The organism is Emergencia sp. (assembly GCF_048465375.1).
Lineage (GTDB): Bacteria > Bacillota > Clostridia > Peptostreptococcales > Anaerovoracaceae > Senimuribacter.
In genome coordinates, this window is the sequence record NZ_DBFWLQ010000007.1 from 183392 (window position 1) to 200864 (window position 17473).

Below are 17473 nucleotides of genomic sequence, written 5' to 3' on the forward strand. Positions count from 1 at the left end.
AAAAGCAGTCATTTTTGCTAAGATTTCCTTTACTTTGTGTGACAAAAAAGGTATAATAATATGCATTCTATGTTCGGAATTGGCCAAGCGCCTACTTATTTGCTATAATTTTAGGAGGATATATATCAATGAAGACAACATTTGTTTCAAAAGAAAAGAATGATGTGAAATTTACTATGGATTTTACAGCTGAAGAGTTTGACGCTGCAGTAGTAAAGGCATATCAGGCATCAAAGGATCAGTTTGTAATAGACGGTTTTAGAAAGGGGAAGGCCCCTAGAAGCATCATCGAGAAGCACTACGGTGAGGGCATTTTTTTTGAAGATGCGATCAACAATATGTTTAGAGACGGCTATCCTGTGGCAATAAATGAATTAGACTTAGAAGTTATCGACAGCCCGGCAGCTGAATTCAGTGAAATCGGACACAACAAGCCTATGACAATCACTATCACTGTGCCAGTATACCCAGTCATCGAAGTGAAGGACTACTTTGGTGTAGAAGTGGAGCAGGTAGAAGAGAAAGTGAAGCCGGAAGATGTTGAGAAAGAAATAGAAGCGCTGCAGAAGAGAAACGCGAGAATGATCTTAGCGGATAGACCAGTGCAAGAAGGAGATACGGTTCTCCTGGACTACTCCGGATTCGTGGGAGAAGAGCAGTTCGAAGGCGGCACGGCGGAGAGACAGGAATTGAAGATCGGTTCCGGCATGTTTATCCCAGGCTTCGAAGAACAGCTTGTAGGCGTTACACCTGGTGAAAAGAAAGATGTGACTGTCACATTCCCAGAAGAATACCACGCAGAAGACCTGGCTGGAAAAGAAGCAGTGTTCCACTGCCTGATCCACGAGGTGAAAGAAGAACAATTGCCGGAACTTGACGACGAATTCGCGAAAGATGTCAGCGAATATGATACTTTAGATGAATTAAAGAAGGAAACAGAGGCAAGACTACAGAAGAATGCCGATGAGCAGTCTCTAAATGCCGCTAAAGATGCGGTCATCGAAAAGGTTTATCAGGTCAACAAGACGGATGTTCCAAGAGTCATGGTAGAAGACGAAATCGACCGTATGGCTCAGGATCTCGATCATCAGCTGAGATATCAGGGATTATCCTTAGAACAATACTTACAGTTTATGCAGAAGGATGCAAAAGAGTTCCGCGAAGAACTGAGAGAAGATGCGACAAAGAAAGTATCCACCAGAATGGTTCTGATGTCCATCGTTGAAGCCGAAAAGGTTGACGTTACTGAGGAGGAACTGGAAGAAGAACTTGCAAACATGGCAGCTGCTTACAAAATGGATACAGCGCAGGTTAAGGAAATGATCGGTGCTGACAACATGAAATTCTTCAAGAAGGACATCCAGCTGAAAAAAGTAATCGATATGCTCTACGACCAGGCAAAGGTAACAAAAGTAGAGAAGGCTGAAGAAGCTCCGGCAGAAGAAGCAGAAGAAAAGTAAAGAATTATTTAAGGGGGACATGAAGAATGGCTTTAGTACCATACGTGGTTGAACAGACCAGCAGAGGAGAAAGATCCTACGATATCTATTCAAGATTATTAAAGGATAGAATTATATTTTTAAGCGAGGAGATCGACGATCATATCGCCAGCCTCGTGGTAGCTCAATTGCTATTCTTGGAAGCAGAAGACCCTGACAAAGACATCTGTATCTACATCAATAGCCCCGGCGGTTCTGTAACCGCCGGCATGGCTATTTATGATACGATGCAGTATATCAAGTGTGACGTATCCACCATCTGCGTCGGACTTGCGGCAAGCATGGGAGCATTCTTGCTGTCTTCGGGGAAAAAGGGAAAGAGATTCGCACTGCCAAATGCAGAGGTTATGATTCACCAGCCTCTGGGCGGAGCAAAGGGCCAGGCATCTGACATCAAGATTCACGCTGAATGGATTTTGAAAACCAAGGAAACACTGAACCGGATTTTAAGTGAGAATACCGGACAGGATCTGGCCACGATTGAAAAAGATACAGACAGAGATAACTTCATGAGTGCAGAAGATGCCTGCAAATATGGTCTGATCGACAAAGTTATCACATCTAAATAAAGGGGGATTTTTATGTCAGATAAATATGATGACAACAAACAATTGAGATGCTCATTTTGTGGGAAACCGCAGAGCCAGGTAAGACGCCTGGTTGCAGGCCCCGGCGTATATATCTGTGATGAATGCGTAGAAATGTGCATGGATATCGTAGCGGACGCCATCAAAGATGCGGAGACGACTACAGAGAGCGTCAAATACGAACTTCCAAAACCAAAAGAGATTTACGAGACACTGTCTGACTATGTCATTGGCCAGGATCCGGCCAAGAAAGCTTTGGCAGTTGCTGTCTACAACCATTACAAGAGAATCAACGGAATTGGTGATAAAGAGAAAGATGTCGATCTGCAGAAGAGCAATATCGTCATGATAGGACCAACTGGTTCCGGTAAGACATTATTGGCACAGACTTTGGCCAAAATCCTCAACGTACCTTTTGCCATTGCTGATGCTACAGCGTTGACAGAAGCCGGTTACGTTGGTGAAGACGTAGAAAACATTCTGCTTCGCCTGGTACAGGCAGCAGATTACGATATAGAAAAAGCACAGAAGGGTATCATTTATGTAGATGAAATTGACAAGATTGCCAGAAAGTCTGATAACCCGTCGATTACGCGAGATGTCAGCGGCGAAGGCGTACAGCAGGCGCTCTTGAAGATTTTAGAAGGAACAGTGGCAAACGTGCCTCCACAGGGAGGAAGGAAACATCCTCACCAGGAGTTCATCCAATTTGACACTACGAACGTTCTGTTTATCTGCGGAGGAGCCTTTGACGGACTTGATACCATCATCCAGAGAAGAATGGGTGAGCGTGTGATCGGGTTCAATTCTGAATTTGTCTTAAATAAAAAAGACGAAGAAGATCTTTTAAAACATATACAGCCGGAAGACTTGCTGAAATTCGGTCTGATTCCAGAATTCATCGGCAGACTGCCTGTCATCGTGACCTTAGAGGAGTTGACAGAAGATGCTCTGGTGAGAATTATGAAAGAGCCAAAGAACGCCTTAATTAAACAGTATAAGAAACTCTTTGCGCTGGATCACGTGGAACTGGAAATTGAAGAAGAAGCGGTTACCGCTATTGCGAAAAAGGCAATTGAGCGGAAAACTGGCGCGCGGGGACTGCGGAGCATCTTTGAGAAGGCCATGACGGACATCATGTTTGAAATTCCTTCCAGAGAAGATGTACAGAAATGCATCGTCACAAAGGGAACCATTGATGAGGAGAAAGAGCCGACTTTGGTCCTTGGGGATGAAAAAAATAAGAATAGCGAGGCAGATGCCTCTTAAATGAAGGCGGCTTATGTCGCCTTTCTTTGAAATGAAAGGGTGAAATTATGAGTGATGAAATAATGAGAGAGACCGAAGAACGAAATGAAGAACAAGAGGAGAGAAAAGATCTTTTTCCCTGCATTCCGCTCAGGGGTGTATCCATATTTCCAAACACTGTTGTTCATTTTGACATAGGTAGAGAGAAATCAATTCGTGCACTGGAAAAAGCCATGGCAACCGATAAACTGATATTTGTATCTACGCAGAAGGATGAGAGCGTCTTGATTCCGACTTTCGAGGACATTTATGCCATCGGCTGCATCGTCAAAATCAAACAGATGCTGAAAATCCAAGGCGATGCGGTGCGAGTTTTAGTAGAAGGAATCTGCAGGGCAGAGGTCACTGAACGCGTTACAGAAGAAAGTTACATGTCCTGCACGGTGAGAAGAATAGAAGAAGATATTGACACAGACAGCTTGTCCATGGAGGATAAAGCCGCAATGCGCATATTGACAGAAAGTTTTATCGAGTATGCTGCTTTGACCGGTCAAGTTACCGATGAAGTGGTAGATAAAGCTGTTTCCAGTCAGATGCCGGCAGTGGTGGTAGACAAGATCGTCAGTGAGCTGATGATTCCGTGCAGCAAAAAACAGAAAGTATTAGAAGCTTTGGACTTTTCTCAGCGGATTCAGGTATTGACCAGTATGATCGCGGAAGAAAATGAAATCGCTGTCATAGAGAAAGAACTATCGCAAAAGGTAAAAGAGAGCATCGACAACAATCAAAAGGAATATTTTCTCAGAGAAAAGATGAAGGCGATACAGGAAGAGCTGGGCGTCAATGAGGATGCTGGCATTGAAGCTGCAGATTGGCTGAAAGCCCTGGAAGAACTTCAGCTCGATGAGAAGGTAGAAGGCAAGATAAAGAAGGAAATCGATAAATTTTCGAAGATGATGCCATCCTCAGCAGAGGCCACGGTCATCAGAAACTATGTGGAGACGATCTTAGCCCTGCCTTGGAAAGAGTCCTCCAAGGTCAACGTCAATTTAAAAAAAGCGGAGAAAATCCTCAACGAGGATCACTACGGCTTAGATAAGGTAAAGGAGAGGGTGCTGGAATATCTGGCAGTGATTCATCTCTCTAAGGCCATCAAGGGTCCGATTCTCTGTCTGGTGGGACCTCCGGGAGTCGGAAAGACTTCTATCGCCAAATCCATCGCCAGAGCATCTGGCAGAGAATTTGTCAGAATGTCTTTAGGCGGCGTTCGTGATGAAGCTGAAATCAGAGGCCACAGAAGAACTTATATCGGAGCGATACCGGGCAGAGTCATTTCCTGCATCAAAGACGCAGGGACCAACAATCCAGTATTCCTCTTTGACGAGGTGGACAAGATTGGAGCGGATTTCAAGGGGGATCCGGCATCTGCCCTGTTAGAAGTCCTGGATCCGGAGCAGAACAATACTTTCACAGATCACTTCTTGGAGATTCCTTTTGATCTCTCTAAAGTGATGTTTATTACGACAGCCAATTCGGTGGATACCATTCCAAGACCGCTTCTCGATAGAATGGAAATCGTCGAAGTGCCGGGTTATACAGAAGAAGAAAAGGTAAAAATTGCGCAGAGGTATCTGATTCCGAAGAAGACCAAAGAGCACGGTCTCAAGAAGGAGAACATCAAAATCTCCGAAAAAGCCCTGCACGATTTAATCAACTATTACACGAGAGAATCTGGTGTGAGAAATCTGGAGCGAGAGATTGCAAATCTCTGCCGTAAGGTTGCCAGAAAAATTGTGACCAACAAGGCCAAATCCTATACGATCACGCCGGGAAACCTGGAGAAATATCTGGGCAAGAAGAGGTATCATTACGATATCGTAGAAGGTGAAAATCAAGTAGGCGTTACAACTGGTCTGGCATGGACCATCGTCGGCGGTGATACGCTGCAGATAGAAACCACAGCTGTAGCAGGCAGTGGCAAGCTGGTTCTGACGGGACAGCTGGGAGATGTGATGCAGGAGTCTGCCAAAGCGGGCATCAGCTATATTCGGTCGGTCGCTGACAAGCTGGGCATTGAAGAGGATTTCTACAAGAAATATGATCTGCACGTTCACATTCCGGAAGGAGCAGTTCCAAAAGACGGACCTTCTGCCGGCGTGACTATGTGCACAGCGGTTATTTCCACGCTGACCAAGACACCGGTGAGAAGAGACGTGGCGATGACGGGAGAAATCACATTACGAGGAAAAGTTCTGCCGGTGGGCGGCATTAGAGAAAAAGTGCTGGCTGCCCATAGAGCAGGCATCAAGAAAGTGCTTCTGCCTAGCGAAAATGAACGAGATATCAGCGAGATTCCAAATGCAGTACGAAAACAGCTGGAATTTGTTTTGATCGACGATGTCAGCAGAGCACTGGAAGAGGCATTAGTAAAGTAGGTAAACAATGAGAATTATAAAATCAGAACTGGATACCGTCGGTGTAAAACCAAGTCAATATCCACCTGACACCATGCCGGAAATTGCTTTCGCAGGCAGATCAAATGTGGGGAAATCCTCACTGCTGAATCTCTTGACTGGCAGAAAAAAGTTAGCCAGAGTCAGCGGAAGTCCGGGCAAGACAAGAACCATCAACTTCTACCTGATCAACGATTCCTTTCGAATCGTCGATCTGCCAGGATACGGCTACGCTAAAGTCTCTAAATCCGTGACAGAGAACTGGGGCGATATGATGGAAACCTATTTTCAACACAGAGAAGGGCTGCGAAAAGTCGTTCAGTTGGTGGATGTGAGGCACAAGCCGACAGCGCAGGATCTGCAGATGTATGAGTATCTGAGACATTACGGTTTGGATGGTATCGTAGTCGCAACAAAAGCTGATAAAGTTTCTAAAAGTGAACTGAACAAGAACATTTCGTTAATCCGTAAAACTTTGGAACTTTCAGCTGAAGACAAGGTGATTCCTGTTTCCGCCTTAAAAAAGACGGGGTACGACCAATTGCTTTTGGAAATCGAAAAGATTCTGGAGGAATAAATGCAGTTTATCAGTTTTAGAGTGATATTGAAGCGAATCAAAGCGCTGCCGTTCTTCATGAAAGACAAGACAGTGCCTCTGCGAAAAAAAATCCTGGTGGTTTTTGGTATCGTCTATTTGTTCCTGCCTGTCGATTTGATACCGCCGATCCTGTTCCCATTCGGATTTATCGATGATTTAATTCTATGGATTTATATCCTTTGGCATTTAAAAGATGAATTGGATTCTTATTGGGAGGGCGAAAAAGCAGAGGACCTTTCGAAAAAATTTCGTGGCAAAAATATCGTTGAAGGTGTAGAATTTAAAGTAGAAGACGATAATGATGATAAGAAGGATAAGGAGTAAGTGATGGCAAACAACGATGTGATTGGTAAAATCTTATTGACCCAGGATCAGATTTGGCAGAAAGCCAAAGAAATGGGCGCTCAGATATCAGCCGACTACGAGGGCGAAGAGTTGATTCTCATAGGCACTCTCAAAGGTGCCGTCATGTGGATGGCCGACATCATGAAAAACCTGTGTCTCGACACCCAGATCGATTTCATCTCTGCCAGCAGTTACGGCGGCGGAACGACCAGTTCAGGCAGCATCGAAATAAAGAAGGACATCGAACTGGATATCACAGACAAAAATGTTCTGATTATAGAAGATATTATTGATACAGGAAACACGCTGAAGTATCTGAGAGACTACTTTCTGAGCCAGAATCCGAAGAGCGTCAAGATCTGCACCCTTCTGGACAAACCGTCCAGAAGAACAGCAGACGTCAAAGCCGACTACATAGGATTCACCGTAGATGATTTGTTCATCATCGGATACGGCCTGGATTTTGACCAGAGGTACAGAAATCTCCCATATATCAGTTATTTAGAAAACTAAAGACGTCTATTATTTTTTAAGCAAAGGAGATATATTTTAAATGAGTTACAAAGTAAAAATTGGATTATCAAACAAGCATGTTCACTTGAGCCAGGCAGATTTGGAAGTTTTGTTCGGAAAGGGTCATGAACTGACGCCGACGAAAGATCTTGTTCAGCCGGGACAGTTCGCAGCTGAAGAAAAGGTAGACATCGTCGGACCGAAGAAAACCTTGGCTGGAATCAGAGTCCTCGGACCAGTTCGTCCAGAAACACAGGTTGAACTTGCGCTGACAGATGCAAGAACTATCGGCATCAAAGCACCAGTGAGAGAGTCCGGAAAACTGGAAGGAACGCCTGGATGTAAACTGGTGGGTCCATGCGGTGAAGTAGAACTTTCTCACGGCGTCATCGCGGCTTTGAGACACGTTCACCTGAATGACGACCAGGCAAAGGAAGCCGGCGTAAAAGACGGCGATTGGGTAAGCATCAAAATCGAAGGCGAGAGGGGTTTGGTCTTTGATAACGTACTCGTAAGAGCTGGTGCAAAACACGAGAAAGAAGTACATCTGGATACTGATGAAGGAAATGCAGCTGGCTGCGGTCCTGATACAGTATGTGAAATATTAAAATAAAACAAAGGGCAACGGGAGGATAGGCTGTACGCGGCCTATCCTCTTGTCACAATGTGGGTAGGAGTCAAAATGCATAAGTTTAATTATTTTTGTTCAATCGTGCTGGTAGTTACATTGCCGCTGATGATCGTTATTTTAACTTCCAATCTGATCTTAAGAGTGTCAGCAACTTATACGTATCATTTTAACGACAGCCAGGTTATGGATGAAGTGCCGTACAGTATCACTGGAACCGAGATGGGATCGGAGATCGCCTCCTATTGGTCTTCCTTCCGTTCTGAGGATTTTCAAGTTTATGAGGAAAACGGCGTTTACAAGGATCCGGTCTTTCAAAGTGACGAACAGCAAGTGATGAGAAAGACGAAAAACATTCTTAATATTGAGTTGGCCGCAGGACTTCTCTGTCTTGCAATTTCTTTAGCGATTTATATTTATTTACTGCGCAGCGGTTTCAGGGATGCACTCAGAAATCGTTACAGAGTGGGAGCGGGACTGACCCTGGGGCTTTTGGCCGCGCAGGCGGTCTGCTGGATGTCAAAGGGGTTCAGGCTGCAAGCTTATCATATGCTGATCGGCATAAAGCTTCACAAAGACTCTACGACTTTGGCACTGGTATTGGGTGATCCATTCTACAAGACTTATGTACTGTTTGCATCGATTCTCGGCGTTGTTTTTCTGGCAGTGCTGACCTATGTAAACTACAATCTGACAAAACCGAGCAGAATATTTTATTAGAGGGGACGTGTGAAGGATGGTATATGTTTTTTTAGCAAATGGATTTGAAGAACTGGAGGCTCTTACAGTGGTGGACCTGCTGAGACGGGCGGAGATTCAAGTAAAAACTGTTTCTATCATGGAGGATCGACTCGTATATGGCTCGAAGGGAGTCGGCGTAGAAGCAGATATCTTGTTCAAGGCGGGAAACTATGAAACCTGTCAGATGCTGATTCTTCCCGGAGGAATGCCGGGAACGACAAACCTGTGCAACCACAGGGATCTGAACGAAGAACTGAGAGAATTCTATGGAAAAGGGAAACCCATTGCAGCCATCTGTGCAGCGCCGATGGTCCTGGGCCGAGCAGGCCTTCTGGCAGGTCATAAAGCGACCATCTATCAGGGCATGGAAGAGGAACTGGCAGGCGCACAGCCGGTGGACGATGATGTTGTCGTCTCTGAAAATATCATCACCTCGAAGGGACCGGGAACCGCTATGGACTTTGCCTTGACCATCATTGAATATATCAAGGGCACACAGAAGGCAGAAGAAATTGCGGCAGAGCTATTGTATCACCGTGTACAAGGCGCTGTTTCCAGTCTGTAAGGGAAGAAAGAGGTTTTATGAGTTATAAAGTGGACTACCATATGCATTCTTATTATTCTGACGGAACCATGAAGCCGACAGATTTGGTGAGAATGTACAAAGAAAAGGAATACGACATCATCGCTTTGACGGATCACGATGGGGTTGACGGTATCAACGAAGCTGTGATAGCAGGTGAAGCGCTGAAAATCAAAGTGATTCCGGGCATCGAGTTTTCGACCGGGTATGATTTTGATGGACGGGAATTGGAACTGCATCTGCTGGGTTATCACATCGATATTGAAAATCAGCCTTTGCGGGAACGCCTCAAGGAAATCCGCAAAGATAGGGACGTGCGCAACGAAAAGCTGCTCGCACATCTCAATGGGCTGGGTTACGAACTCACCCGTGAAGATCTGCTGCAGCGGCCCGGACAGACTTATGTGGGTAAACCCAACTTTGCCAGGGCGATTGCCCATAAAGGCTATGAGATTGAAAATCTCTGGGAGGTGCTGGATACCGTCAAGAAGGATAAGATTTCTATCTTTGAGGCTATGGAGCTGATCAAGGGTGCCGGCGGTATGTCCGTTCTGGCGCATCCCATGAAGACCAAGAACCTTGCCGAGCTTCGCAGCGACGCTTTTTGGGACGCACTGGAGCGGATTCTCCGCGATTTAAAAAAACACGGTCTCAAGGGACTGGAGTGCTTCCATCCTTCGGCTACAGAAGAGGATTCCCTGAGACTTGTGAATCTGGCAGGAAAATATCATCTGCACATCACCGAAGGGTCGGACTTTCACGGGGAGTAAGAGAAAATAGAAAATGTCAGGGAAGACTGCTCTGCTGCTTTGGCGGCGGAGCTTTTTTGTAAGGATTGTTCGATCGCATAGGATGTGATAAAATAGAAATGATCGGAGCGCTTCATACGCAGGGAAAAGAATATATTCTGGAGGATATATTAGAGACGATAAAAGAAAGAGGCGTGGAAATATGAGACTTCTCACGGATCATATATGGAAGTGCCAAAACCTGATATTGTCCACTCTAGATTAAATGTCGATTTTGGAAAGGGATGCTCACAGGAGGTCATCGAAATGTATTTACACTTTGAAAGGAGCCAGGTGCTATGAATGCGAATCCAATATTATTGCAAATGAAATATGCCAGGGTGGTCAGTCTTTTTGCAGAGAAAGAGGGGCTGACCCTGGATAAGGCTCTCGATTTTTTCTATTATTCACAGTTATATCAGCTTGTGAGCAGGGGCGTGTCCGATATGCACTGCGTAAGCGACCTATATTTGGTGGAGCATTTGGCTGAGGAATATGAAAAGGGGGACTGATGATGAAAAAGATAGTGAAAATCATGGTAATAATAGCAGTCACCATCGTCGTTGCTTTGGCCGGCCTATATTTTGTCGGAAGTGGATTTTTGCCACGGACAGATATGGGATTAGGGGAATACTCTGTTTCAGAAGATGGCAAGTCAATGACCATCACGGCAGGCGTGATGAGTTCTGCAGGCGCTGCCAGAAGCTGCAAAGCATCTTATGAGGGCGAGAACGCATATCTGACTTTTTTCACTACCTTTGGCGGCTTTAACAGTTTGTGGGGAGCAAAGAACGAGTTTTCTGTTGAGCTGCCTGAAGATTGTAGCAAGATTTACTTTTATCGGGGAGAAAGAAAAAAGTGTGTGCTGGAAAAAAATACAGAAACCGGGACGTGGGAACGAAGGGAGGAGTAGGGGGAAGTCGATGAAATCAAAGAACAAACTAATTTTGGAGAGGCAACAAAAGCAGCTGGGATTGGCGCTACAGTTTAAGGCGCAGTTAATCCAGGTGTTTTTATCTATAAAAAGCATAAGTATGGTTTTATTGATTTGGTAACTGTGAATGCCATTAATGCAACGAGTACCGCTAGGCGTTAACTCTTGGAAAGGGTACGGTGTAGAGGGACTTCCATTCTCCATGACACTTTTGTACTTTTTGTTACTACTTTTAATTCCCTGCACAAAAGACGAGGTAGGAAAGAACAGTTGTTATGTAAAAACAAGGTAAATGGAGGAAAGGATGGCTGTTCGGGTTATTTTTAAGATGATTTAAACGCATAGCAATTGCCGCCACGGTGTTTTTATGTTTTTGAGGTTATTTTTGATAATTTGACATAATGACGGGTCTTGCCAAGTCTGGCGGGACGCCTGTAAAGGTGTGTGAAGTTACAATAACTGGGAGCAACTGTGCTGCTGGTTATTTTTTGCGGTTTGAAAAGGGGGTTCTTATTAGAGTAATTGTTCAAAAAAATAACCGTGGATGACGTTGAGCTACTATGGACTGATGGATTCGTCTTGCATGGATGCGATTCCTCACTGTCTGTTATGTCAAAGCTGCAAATAGTGCGCAAAAACATAAATACACCGTAGAGGTTAATTGAAGAACGTTATACTACAAGGTAAGAGAGGTGAGGGTCCTGGACGGCAAGAAGGTTTACGCCAAGTATTCCAACAAGGCAGTCAGAATTGCAAAATAACATAAACGCACGACCAAACACGAAAACCGTGGGGCAAAGGCTGTGCCGCTTTACTATGTAAGACTTTTTTGTATACCTGCACTTTCTATTTGTAAACCCTGCCATAAAGTATTATAATTGTAAGTAATTGAAGATACCCTGAAGGAGAAGAGGAGAAAAAATGGTGGTAGATTTCATGAAAAAACCGATTGCCGCGGCAATCAGAACCGAGAGAGATTTCAGTACCGCACTAAAGTCAGATGTAGACATGGTCTTTTTACTGCATTCCAATATCATGACTGTCAATCAGTGCATCAAGGAGATACACAGCGCAGGCAAGAAAGCCTTTATTCATGTAGATTTTGCTGAGGGAATCGGCAAGGACAAGTTTGGACTGGAGTTCCTGTCCAAACAGGGTGCCGACGGTATTTTGACGACCAGGACCAACATCATCAAGGCCGCAAAGGAATTCGACCTCATCACGGTACAGAGATTTTTTATGATTGATTCCCATTCCGTCGGAACATCCATTGAATCAATCAAAATATCAAAGCCGGATATCATTGAGATTATGCCGGGCATCATTACCAAGAAAATTAAAGAGTTTTCGGAGAAAGTTGATATGCCGATTATCGCTGGCGGCATTGTGGAGACCATCGAAGAAGTGAAGGCTGCACTGGCAGCTGGCGCAACAGTTGTTTCTACAGGAGAAGCACAGCTTTGGAATATCACAGCAAGAGTGGAGGGAGTATGAAGATTAAATTTTGTGGTGCGTCATCAGGCGTCACCGGATCATGCCATTTGTTAACGACTGGAAATCACAAGGTGTTACTCGATTGCGGACAGTTTCAGGGAGGGAAAGCACAAGATGCGTTGAACTACGAACCATTTCCCTTTGAGCCTTCTGAGATCGAATGCGTCATCCTGAGCCATGCACACATCGACCACTGCGGCAGGCTGCCCCTTCTCGTAAAGCGCGGCTTTACCGGAAAAATTTACTGCACCGATGCGACAGCAGATCTCCTTGACGTCATGCTCAAGGACAGCGGTTTTATTCACGAAAAGGACGCAGAATGGAAGAGCAAAAGAGCGGCCAGAGCGGGGAAACCGCCGGTGGAACCGCTTTATACATACAAAGACGCCTGTGAATCTCTCAAATACGTAGAGCCGATTCTCTACGATCAGCAGATTCAGATTAACGACGATATGAAAATCGTATTCAACGATGCAGGACACATCCTCGGCTCTGCAATTACAGAGTTGTGGATCAAAGAAGACGATAAGGAGTCAAAAATCGTTTTCTCCGGCGATCTGGGTATGGTAGACAGACCGATTTTAAGAGACCCTACCATCATCAAGAAAGCTGACTACGTCATCATGGAAACCACCTATGGCAACAGAAACCATCCGCAGAATTCCACCAGCATCAAGCAGCTTTTGGATATCGTTCTCAAGACTACCCGCCGCGGCGGCACCGTTGTCATCCCATCCTTTGCCGTAGGAAGAACCCAGGAACTGATTTTTGAATTCAATAAATTCTATGAGGAACACAGCGACTACAAAGACGAACTGGATAACTTGATGGTTTATGTCGACAGCCCTATGGCTACTACGGCTACCGAAGTATTCAGGAAAAATGCCCAGGTCTTTGATGAAGAGACGAGAGATTATATCCTCAGAGGCGATAATCCTTTAGATTTTAAAAATCTCAGATTTACCAGAAGCACGGCAGAATCCCAGGCGCTGAATCTGGATAAGAGTCCCAAGGTCATCATTTCTGCCAGCGGCATGTGTGAAGCGGGCAGAATCCGCCATCATCTGAAGCATAACCTGTGGGATCCGAGATCCAGTGTCATATTTGTAGGTTATCAGGCTGAAGGGACTCTGGGAAAGATTTTGGTAGAGGGAACGAAGGACGTCACCCTGTTCGGCGAAGAGGTTCACGTCAATGCAGAGATTTATAACCTGGAGGGCTTTTCCGGTCACGCTGACCAGAATGGACTGTTTTCCTGGATTGCCGGATTCAGGCAGAAGCCGAAGCAGGTATTCCTGGTTCACGGTGAAGAACAGTCAAAGATAGATTTCGGCAAATTGATTCACGATAAACTGGACTACGATCCTGTGGTCGTTCTAGGCAACTCAGAGTACGAACTGGATATGAATACAGCAACGATACTCAATAAGGAGCAGGCTGAGGCGGATGCAATTTCTGATGAAGAAATTCACGATGTTAGAAACAAAATTTCTAACATTCACAACGATATCGAGAATATTCTTTACAATGCAGATCTTGTCATGGGCCGGAACATCTCTCCAGACAAATTGATCAGAATCAATAACATCGTACAAGAACTGGAAAAGGCGACAATCAACCTTGGATCCACCGTAACAGAAGAAGATCGAAGTTTAGGGCAGGAATAAAATATGGAAAAGAACGTAATTATCATAGGCATCGCCGGCGGCACAGGATCAGGTAAAAGTACCATGATCGATCGGATTGAAAAACAATTCAGCAGTCAGATTACTATTTTGAGCCATGATTTCTATTATAAGGCCCATGACAATATGACTTACGAAGAGCGATGCAAGCTGAACTATGACCACCCGGATGCTTTTGATACAGATTTGATGATCGAGCATATCAAAAAACTGAAGCGGTGGGAAAGCATCGAGCGGCCTGTATATGATTTTACCATCCACAATCGGGTGAAGGAGACCGTAACGGTCTACCCTGCCAAGGTAATCGTGGTAGAAGGCATTTTGATTTTTGAAAACAAAGAACTTCTGGATCTCTTTGACATCAAAGTTTTCATCGATACCGACGCCGATGTGAGAATTATCAGGAGAATTTTAAGAGACGTGCAGGAGAGAGGCAGAACACTCGAGTCCGTGGTGAATCAGTATCTGACTACAGTTAAACTGATGCATGAACAGTTCGTGGAGCCCAGCAAAAAAAATGCGGACATTATCGTACCAGAAGGCGGTTATAATGTGGTAGCCTTAGATATGCTCAATCAGAGGATTCATGCATTACTGCACGATGAAGACGAAATTGGAGGGTTTATGGATGAATGATTTAAAACTTGCCCTGCTGGGTTTTGGCAATGCAGGACAGGCTTTTGCCAGGATGCTTTGCGATAAGCAGGCGGACATTAGAAAGACTTATGGCCGTGGTGTCACTGTAACGGCCATCGCCACCCACTCAAAGGGAACGATTGTCGATGCAGATGGTATTGATCTGCTGAAAGCCTGCGAGGACGTAGCGCAAATGGGAAAATTTGCACCAGATACAAAAGGGTTATGCGATCTGACTACTTTTGAGGTCATCGAGCAGGCGGACTATGATGCCCTCTGCGAACTGACGCCCTTAGAAATCTTTACAGGCCAGCCTGCCATCGATCACATTAAAGCTGCTTTTGCCAGGGATAAGCATGTGGTCAGCGCTAACAAAGGGCCAATTGCCTGGGCCTTTGACGAGCTTTCGGCATTGGCTGCTGCAAAGCATCTGCTGTTCTTCTATGAAACCACTGTCATGGATGGCACGCCGATTTTCAATCTGGTAGAACACACACTCAAGTTCTGCAAGATTACAGAGATTTCAGGTATCCTCAACAGTACGACTAACTATATCTTAGAGGAACTGGCGGCTGGCAAGGAATATGATGCGGTCATCGAGGCAGGTAAAAAGCTGGGCTTTATCGAGGCAAACCCAGCCATGGATATTGAAGGTTATGACGCAGCGGCGAAGGTGACTGCTTTACTCAATGTTTTGATGAAAGCGGGCATTACGCCTGCTGATGTGGATCGCACAGGCATTGAAAATATAACGGTGGAAGATATAAAGGCTGCTGCTGCCAACGGAAAAGTAATCAAGCTTCTGTGCAAGGGACGTTTGACAAACGGAAAGGTAGAGGCTTCTGTAAAACCTGTCGAGGTTGATAAAAGCGATATGCTGGCTTCTGTGGACAGCACCACCTCCATTGTGTCGATAACGACAGACCTCATGGGCAAACTCTCTGTGATCGAACATGCGCCGGAGATTGAACAGACCGCCTACGGTATTTTTGGTGATGTAATTCAGATAATGGAGCTGGCCCCAATTTCTGAGTCGTAGATTGCCACGTGCTAAAGCACTGCAATCTTGACAGGGGACCTATCATACATTTGTTGCACAAATGTGGTTAGGTCTCCCAGGAAATTGATGGGTCGTCCTTATGCTTTTATGCCCCGGCGTCAGCCGGCATGGCATAAGTCGTATAATGGAGTTGATAAATTAGAAAAGGACGTTAATGTGAAATGAAAGAAAAAATAACCGATAAAAAGTGGTTCATTTATGCGTTGGTGCCGCTCTGTGCGCTGTGCTGGGGATTTTCTTATCTCGGTATCACTGTGACCCTCAAAAGCCTGGAGCCGATACAGCTTCTGGCGATGCGCTGGACTGTATCCGCTTTGATCTTCTTGATTTTGGCAGCATGCAGGATCATAAAAGTGCAGTACAAGGGAAAGGATATCAAGCTGGTCTTGACTGTAGGAATTTTACAGCCCTGTATCTATTCCATATTTGAGACTGTCGGTGTCAAACTGACCACTACTTCAGAATCATCTATCTTTATTGCGACGATTCCTTTGGTGGTACTGATTATCGGTTCACTGATACTGCACAAGAAAAACAGCAAACGAACGATTCTCGCTATTGTCATGGCTTTTGCAGGCGTCGTCATCTGTGTCGCTTTCTCACCGAACTTTTCTCTCGGCGGAAAGGGACTGGGGTATCTGATTTTGTTCTGTGCCGTGCTGACAGGCGCTTTTTATACGTATTCCAGCAGTAAAGCGGCAGAACAATTCGATGCCATCGAAGTGACCTTCAGCATTTCCGTCATGGGAGGAATTTTCTTCAACTGCGTCAGTTTTGCCATGGGTTATGGATTTAGCGGCTACAGGGCTTGCCTGACGGATATGAAGCTGCTGGCCGGCGTGCTGTTCCTGGGTATTTGCTGTTCCTGTCTTTGTTATCTGATTTTCAACTTCGTGTTGGGAAAGCTGCCGACTGCTATCGGTACCAACCTGGTTACCAATTCTACCACTGCGGTAGGCGTTATCTCAGGCTGTGCCTTTGCAGGCGACCCCTTTGGATGGTATACGGTTGCAGGTGTTGCGCTGACCATAACGGGAGTATGTCTCTCGTCGTTGGGAAATAAAGAATTGGCGGATTCTTCTCCTGTCGCAGGCGACGAAGTCAATACTGATATGATGAAAGCAAAATAGAAATCAAACACTGGAGGCCGAAGAGGCCTCTTTTCTTTTTAAATATAGTTGACATTATATGTAAAATATGATAAAAATTAGATAGAGGTTTCGGAAAGAGGAAGTTATGGCTAGAGAGTGGCAACAGACGAAATTTAAGGAGTATGTGATGCCAGACCCAGTGTATTACCAGAGCCTCTGGGCAGTCAGAGATCTGGAGAGAATGGAGGTGCGATTAGAAGAACTGAAAAGAGAACAGAAGACCTGCAGCAGCAGTTTGATTTGTGAAGGAAAGAATCCGTCTCTGCTGAGCAGGCCGACAGAAAACCACGCTTTGGAGATGGCCATCCTGGAAGAACGGATTAAGGCGATTAGAGAGGCGCTTTCTATTGTACCGGAAAGCTATCGGGCATTCGTTTTAAGCAATATCATTTTCAAGACGTCAGGCAAGGGGTACCCTAATAAACTGTGGAGAATATGGAAACAACGGTTCTTGTTTCAAGTGGCAAAGAATTTATCAATTATGTAGAGAACTGCGGAAGAGGTATGATATAAAAATATTGCCTAAATTG

At 45.0% G+C, this 17473-nt stretch carries 20 protein-coding genes; all 20 read left to right on the forward strand.

The annotated features are described in order from the left end of the window. Positions 1 to 128 precede the first annotated feature (128 nt). The 20 genes from tig to ACMQ5W_RS05820 all read left to right on the forward strand — a co-directional run bounded on the left by tig (position 129) and on the right by ACMQ5W_RS05820 (position 17430). Entirely contained in the window at positions 129 to 1460 is a 1332-nt protein-coding gene (gene tig / locus ACMQ5W_RS05725) for a trigger factor (RefSeq protein WP_419024131.1), read from the forward strand. Positions 1461 to 1486: 26 nt separating this feature from the next. Further along, a complete protein-coding gene (gene clpP / locus ACMQ5W_RS05730; protein ID WP_148492932.1) occupies positions 1487 to 2068 on the forward strand; it encodes an ATP-dependent Clp endopeptidase proteolytic subunit ClpP in 582 nt (193 codons plus the stop codon). Between the two features lie 12 nt (positions 2069 to 2080). After that, positions 2081 to 3355 carry an ATP-dependent Clp protease ATP-binding subunit ClpX gene (gene clpX / locus ACMQ5W_RS05735; protein WP_419024133.1) on the forward strand — a complete coding sequence of 425 codons (1275 nt, stop codon included), beginning with the start codon at positions 2081 to 2083 and terminating at the stop codon, positions 3353 to 3355. A gap of 62 nt (positions 3356 to 3417) precedes the next feature. Next, positions 3418 to 5769 carry an endopeptidase La gene (lon, locus tag ACMQ5W_RS05740; protein ID WP_419024247.1) on the forward strand — a complete coding sequence of 784 codons (2352 nt, stop codon included), beginning with the start codon at positions 3418 to 3420 and terminating at the stop codon, positions 5767 to 5769. Positions 5770 to 5776: 7 nt separating this feature from the next. After that, positions 5777 to 6364: a ribosome biogenesis GTP-binding protein YihA/YsxC gene (yihA, locus tag ACMQ5W_RS05745; RefSeq protein ID WP_148492930.1), complete on the forward strand. Its 588-nt coding sequence runs from the start codon at positions 5777 to 5779 to the stop codon at positions 6362 to 6364. Further along, a complete protein-coding gene (locus ACMQ5W_RS05750; RefSeq protein ID WP_148492929.1) occupies positions 6365 to 6709 on the forward strand; it encodes a YkvA family protein in 345 nt (114 codons plus the stop codon). Between the two features lie 3 nt (positions 6710 to 6712). Continuing rightward, positions 6713 to 7243 carry a hypoxanthine phosphoribosyltransferase gene (gene hpt, locus ACMQ5W_RS05755; protein WP_419024136.1) on the forward strand — a complete coding sequence of 177 codons (531 nt, stop codon included), beginning with the start codon at positions 6713 to 6715 and terminating at the stop codon, positions 7241 to 7243. Between the two features lie 40 nt (positions 7244 to 7283). After that, complete coding sequence (locus ACMQ5W_RS05760; protein WP_148492927.1) at positions 7284 to 7856, forward strand: PduL/EutD family phosphate acyltransferase; 573 nt, start codon at positions 7284 to 7286, stop codon at positions 7854 to 7856. A 69-nt stretch (positions 7857 to 7925) separates the two neighbouring features. Further along, a complete protein-coding gene (locus ACMQ5W_RS05765; RefSeq protein ID WP_419024138.1) occupies positions 7926 to 8591 on the forward strand; it encodes a hypothetical protein in 666 nt (221 codons plus the stop codon). A gap of 16 nt (positions 8592 to 8607) precedes the next feature. Beyond that, positions 8608 to 9177 carry a DJ-1 family glyoxalase III gene (locus tag ACMQ5W_RS05770; RefSeq protein WP_419024140.1) on the forward strand — a complete coding sequence of 190 codons (570 nt, stop codon included), beginning with the start codon at positions 8608 to 8610 and terminating at the stop codon, positions 9175 to 9177. A 17-nt stretch (positions 9178 to 9194) separates the two neighbouring features. After that, complete coding sequence (locus tag ACMQ5W_RS05775) at positions 9195 to 9965, forward strand: PHP domain-containing protein (protein WP_419024142.1); 771 nt, start codon at positions 9195 to 9197, stop codon at positions 9963 to 9965. Between the two features lie 98 nt (positions 9966 to 10063). Next, positions 10064 to 10150, forward strand: a complete 87-nt coding sequence (locus ACMQ5W_RS05780) for a DUF3791 domain-containing protein (RefSeq protein WP_419024249.1) — start codon at positions 10064 to 10066, stop codon at positions 10148 to 10150. Between the two features lie 132 nt (positions 10151 to 10282). Then, positions 10283 to 10495, forward strand: coding sequence for a hypothetical protein (locus ACMQ5W_RS05785; RefSeq protein ID WP_419024144.1), 213 nt, complete (start codon positions 10283 to 10285; stop codon positions 10493 to 10495). Continuing rightward, positions 10495 to 10896, forward strand: a complete 402-nt coding sequence (locus ACMQ5W_RS05790) for a hypothetical protein (RefSeq protein ID WP_419024146.1) — start codon at positions 10495 to 10497, stop codon at positions 10894 to 10896. The genes ACMQ5W_RS05785 and ACMQ5W_RS05790 overlap by 1 nt, the downstream gene beginning before the upstream one ends. 942 nt (positions 10897 to 11838) lie before the next feature. After that, complete coding sequence (locus ACMQ5W_RS05795; RefSeq protein WP_148492923.1) at positions 11839 to 12411, forward strand: glycerol-3-phosphate responsive antiterminator; 573 nt, start codon at positions 11839 to 11841, stop codon at positions 12409 to 12411. After that, on the forward strand, positions 12408 to 14078 hold the full coding sequence (locus ACMQ5W_RS05800; protein ID WP_419024148.1) for an MBL fold metallo-hydrolase RNA specificity domain-containing protein: 1671 nt from the start codon (positions 12408 to 12410) through the stop codon (positions 14076 to 14078). Before ACMQ5W_RS05795 ends, ACMQ5W_RS05800 begins: the two co-directional genes overlap by 4 nt. Positions 14079 to 14081: 3 nt before the next feature. Continuing rightward, positions 14082 to 14732: a uridine kinase gene (gene udk, locus ACMQ5W_RS05805; RefSeq protein ID WP_419024150.1), complete on the forward strand. Its 651-nt coding sequence runs from the start codon at positions 14082 to 14084 to the stop codon at positions 14730 to 14732. Further along, positions 14725 to 15771: a hypothetical protein gene (locus tag ACMQ5W_RS05810; protein WP_419024152.1), complete on the forward strand. Its 1047-nt coding sequence runs from the start codon at positions 14725 to 14727 to the stop codon at positions 15769 to 15771. The genes udk and ACMQ5W_RS05810 overlap by 8 nt, the downstream gene beginning before the upstream one ends. 182 nt (positions 15772 to 15953) lie before the next feature. Continuing rightward, positions 15954 to 16922: a DMT family transporter gene (locus tag ACMQ5W_RS05815; protein WP_419024154.1), complete on the forward strand. Its 969-nt coding sequence runs from the start codon at positions 15954 to 15956 to the stop codon at positions 16920 to 16922. Positions 16923 to 17028: 106 nt separating this feature from the next. After that, positions 17029 to 17430 carry a hypothetical protein gene (locus ACMQ5W_RS05820; RefSeq protein WP_148492918.1) on the forward strand — a complete coding sequence of 134 codons (402 nt, stop codon included), beginning with the start codon at positions 17029 to 17031 and terminating at the stop codon, positions 17428 to 17430. Positions 17431 to 17473: the final 43 nt, after the last annotated feature.